Below are 4,393 nucleotides of genomic sequence, written 5' to 3' on the forward strand. Positions count from 1 at the left end.
CCTGCGCCTGAAGCTCGGTTGCGATTCGAACGACTACAACAGCTTCACCGTCGTCATCGTGCTGAACGTGCGCGGCCGCGTCGTCGGTGCCGTCGTCGACTCCGTCAGCGACGTGCTCGAACTCTCGCGCGATTCGATCAAGCCGGCCCCCGAGATGGCTTCCGCCGTCGACACCAGCTTCATCACCGGCATCTCCAGCGTCAACGACCGCATGCTCATCCTGATGGACATCGAGGAGCTGATGGCCAGCGCCGAGATGGGCCTGATCGACAGCCCCTGATCCGTTCCCGATCTTTCTCTCTCCAAGGTAGTCAATGAACACGGCGCTTCAAAGCCGCGGCTCGGTCGCGCGCAAGGTTTCGATCATCGGGGCGCTGAGCCTGTCGGTGGTCCTGTTCGCGATCTGCGCCACGATGAGCCTGGTGGCGGCCGACCGCTCGCGCGAGCGCATCGTCACCTGGGTCGCCGACAAGACGCAGTCGGTCGCCGATTCGATCGACGCGTTCGACATGACCTCGCGCGTGCTGGTCGAGAAGTTCTTCGTCAACTTCAAGAACGAGTTCAAGCAGCCGTTTACGCTGGACGAAGCGAGCACCACGCTGAAGGTCGGCGACACGCCGCTGAACGGCAACTTCGAGCAGGTGGACGCGTTCGCGCAGCAAAGCGGCGGCACGGCCACCGTGTTCGCGCGCAAGGGCGACGACTTCCAGCGCATCACCACCTCGGTGAAGAAGGAAAACGGCGAGCGCGCGATGGGCACGATGCTCGGCAGCAGCCACCCGGCGCATGCGCTGATGATGGCCGGCCAGACCTACACCGGCCGCGCCGTGCTGTTCGGCACGCCCTACATGGCCCGCTACGAGCCGATCAAGGACGCGAGCGGCAAGGTCATCGGCATCCTGTACATCGGCTTCGACGTCAGCGCCTTCCAGGTGGCGATCGACAAGCTCGCGAGCGACATCCGCTTCTTCGACAGCGGCGGCGTCTACGTGATCGACCCGAAGAAGTCGCCGGAAGAGGCCGTCTTCGTCGTGCACCCGAGCGCCAAGGGCAAGAAGGTGCTGGACGCCTACCCGGACGCGAAAGCGCTGCTGGCCCGCCTGGAGACCGCCCCCGGCGGTTGGACGATGGACGGCGGCGCGGTGCTCGAGACCAAGCACAACGACCACTGGGCCGTGCTGCGCAAGGCCAAGGCCGGCAACCAATGGGTGGTGTCCGAGGTGTCGGACGCCGAGGCGATGAAGACCCACTGGGCCACCATCGTGCCGTTCGCGACGCTGCTCGGCATCGCCGCGTTGCTGCTCGGCGGCGGCCTGTTCCTGATGATGCGCCGCTGGGTCGGCCGCCCGCTGCAGGAGCTGTCGCGCGCCGTCACGGTGCTGGCGGCCGGCGACCTGACGCAGCCCTGCCACAGCGACCAGCGCGACGAGATCGGCGAGCTGATCCGCAACGTCGAAGGCATGCGCCAGCGCTTCCAGCAGATGATCGGCTCGGTGCGCAGCTCGGTCGACTCGATCACCACGGCCAGCGCCGAGATCGCGACCGGCAACCAGGACCTGAGCGCCCGCACCGAACAGACCGCATCGAACCTGCAGCGCGCGGCGTCGTCGATGGAACAGATCACCGGCACCGTGAAGCAGAGCGCCGACTCGGCGCGCCAGGCCAATCAACTCGCGTCGTCGGCGGCTGAAGTCGCGGCGCGCGGCGGCTCGGTGGTCTCGCAGGTCGTCACGACGATGGACGAGATCAATGCGTCGTCGAAGAAGATCAGCGACATCATCGGCGTGATCGACGGCATCGCGTTCCAGACCAACATCCTGGCGCTGAACGCTGCCGTCGAAGCGGCCCGCGCCGGTGAACAAGGCCGCGGCTTCGCGGTCGTCGCCAGCGAAGTGCGCAGCCTCGCGCAGCGCAGCGCCGATGCGGCCAAGGAAATCAAGGCGCTGATCGGCGCCAGCGTCGACCGCGTCGAAGCCGGCTCGCGGCTGGTGGCCGATGCGGGCAAGACGATGAGCGAGATCGTCGGCTCGGTGCAGCGCGTCAGCGACATCATCGGCGAGATCACCACCGCGGCGGCCGAGCAGAGCGATGGCATCGGCCAGGTCAACCAGTCCGTCAACCAGCTCGACCAGATGACGCAGCAGAACGCCGCGCTGGTCGAACAGTCCACCGCCGCGGCCGAAAGCCTGAAGGACCAGGCGGCCCGGCTCGCGCAGGCGGTCGGCAGTTTCCGTCTCCAGCAGCGCTGAGCCTCGCGGCCAGCCTGCACTCCGAACGATCGACATGCCGCCGGGGGGCGGCTCCAACAAGAAGGGAAGTTCGCGATGTTGTCTTCCATGCGCCTCGGGCCGCGTCTCGCGGTCGGGTTCGGTTCGATCGCACTGCTGTGCGCCGCCGCGGTCGGTTTCGGCCTCGATCGCATCTCGACGATGCGCACGCTGTCGGAGCAGCTCGGCACGCTGGATGCCGAGAAGCTCTCGCTGTCCGAACGCTGGGGCCGCGCGATCGAATCCAACACCGCCCGCAACTGGGTGGTGTTCTTCGCGAACGACGAACAGATCAAGACCCGTGTGCGCGGCGAGATGAAGGACGTCGTGACCGCGCAGACCGAGCGCCTCAAGCGCATGCAGGAGATCGCGACCTCGGACGCCGACAAGCGGCTGCTCGACGCGGTGACGGTGCAGCGCGACGCCTACCAGGGCATGCGCAACGTGCTGCTCAAGCGCAAGGAAGCCGGCGAAGACGTGACGGCCGAGGTGCTGGACAAGCTGTTCCCGGCCTCCAAGGCCTACAGCGACAGCGTCGAGAAGCTGATCCAGGGCCAGCGCGACAGCATGACCGCCACCAAGGAGCAGGCGGACCGCGCCGGCTTCGTCGGCATGCTCGCGCTCGGGCTCGGCGGTGTGGCGGCGATGCTGCTGGCCGCGCTGCTGGCCTGGCGGGTGACCCGCTCGGTCACGAAGCCGATCGCCCAGGCCCAGCAGATCGCCCGCGCGATCAGCGCCGGCGACCTGACGCAACACATCCAGGTGCAGGGCGAGGATGAAGCGGCCGAACTGCTGCAGTCGCTGAAGGCGATGCAGGAATCGCTCGGCCGCCTGGTCGGCCAGGTGCGCCAGAGCACCGACAGCATCTCGACCGCCAGCACCGAGATCGCGACCGGCAACCAGGACCTGAGCGCCCGCACCGAGCAGACGGCGTCGAACCTGCAGCAGGCCGCGTCGTCGATGGAGCAGCTGACCGGCACCGTCAAGCAGAGCGCCGATTCGGCCCGCCAGGCGAATCAACTCGCGTCGTCGGCGGCTGAAGTCGCGGCGCGCGGCGGTTCGGTGGTCTCGCAGGTCGTCACGACGATGGACGAGATCAACGCCAGCTCGAAGAAGATCAGCGACATCATCGGCGTGATCGACGGCATCGCGTTCCAGACCAACATCCTGGCGCTGAACGCTGCGGTCGAAGCAGCCCGCGCCGGCGAGCAAGGCCGCGGCTTCGCGGTCGTCGCCAGCGAGGTGCGCAACCTGGCCGGCCGCTCGGCCGACGCCGCCAAGGAAATCAAGAGCCTGATCGGTGCCAGCGTCGAACGGGTCGAAACCGGCTCGCGCCTGGTGGCCGATGCCGGCAAGACGATGCAGGAAATCGTCGGCTCGGTGCAGCGCGTCTCGGACATCATCGGCGAGATCACCGCCGCGTCGTCCGAACAGAGCGACGGCATCGGCCAGATCAACACCGCGGTGACCCAGCTCGACCAGATGACGCAGCAGAACGCCGCGCTGGTCGAGGAATCGGCCGCCGCCGCCGAGAGCCTGCGCGACCAGGCCCAGCGCCTCGCGTCGGTGGTCTCGACCTTCAGTTTGCCGGCGGCCGGTCGATAGACCGATACCGGCAGCGCATCAGCCCGGCCTCAACGTTCTCCAGCTCTGCACAGGACCCCACCATGGACATGATCCACGAAGCTTCCCACGTGGCCCGGCATGAAGCCGCTCGCGCGGCCGCCGCCCAGTCCGGGGGCGAGTTCCTCACCTTCCGCCTCGGTGCCGAGGAATACGGCATCGACATCCTGAAGGTCCAGGAGATCCGCTCCTACGAGGCCCCCACCCGCATCGCCAACGCCCCCGCCTTCATCAAGGGCGTGGTCAACCTGCGCGGCGTGATCGTTCCGATCGTCGACCTGCGCCTGAAGCTCGGTTGCGATTCGAACGACTACAACAGCTTCACCGTCGTCATCGTGCTGAACGTGCGCGGCCGCGTCGTCGGTGCCGTCGTCGACTCCGTCAGCGACGTGCTCGAACTCTCGCGCGATTCGATCAAGCCGGCCCCCGAGATGGCTTCCGCCGTCGACACCAGCTTCATCACCGGCATCTCCAGCGTCAACGACCGCATGCTCATCCTGATG

4 protein-coding genes are annotated in these 4,393 nt (G+C 67.4%); all 4 read left to right on the forward strand.

The window, feature by feature from the left end:
• Window positions 1–280, forward strand: a 280-nt coding sequence (locus ACXJLU_RS32775) for a chemotaxis protein CheW (RefSeq protein ID WP_457337915.1), incomplete at its 5' end; no start/stop codon positions are given.
• A 34-nt stretch (window positions 281–314) separates the two neighbouring features.
• Window positions 315–2,249 (forward strand): methyl-accepting chemotaxis protein, encoded by a 1,935-nt coding sequence (locus tag ACXJLU_RS32780; RefSeq protein ID WP_457337916.1) that lies wholly within the window; start codon window positions 315–317, stop codon window positions 2,247–2,249.
• 75 nt (window positions 2,250–2,324) lie between these two features.
• Complete coding sequence (locus ACXJLU_RS32785; protein ID WP_457337917.1) at window positions 2,325–3,872, forward strand: methyl-accepting chemotaxis protein; 1,548 nt, start codon at window positions 2,325–2,327, stop codon at window positions 3,870–3,872.
• 62 nt (window positions 3,873–3,934) lie between these two features.
• Window positions 3,935–4,393 (forward strand): chemotaxis protein CheW (locus tag ACXJLU_RS32790; protein WP_457337918.1); only part of this gene is annotated, 459 nt, incomplete at its 3' end.

Source organism: Rhizobacter sp. P5_C2 (assembly GCF_054049715.1).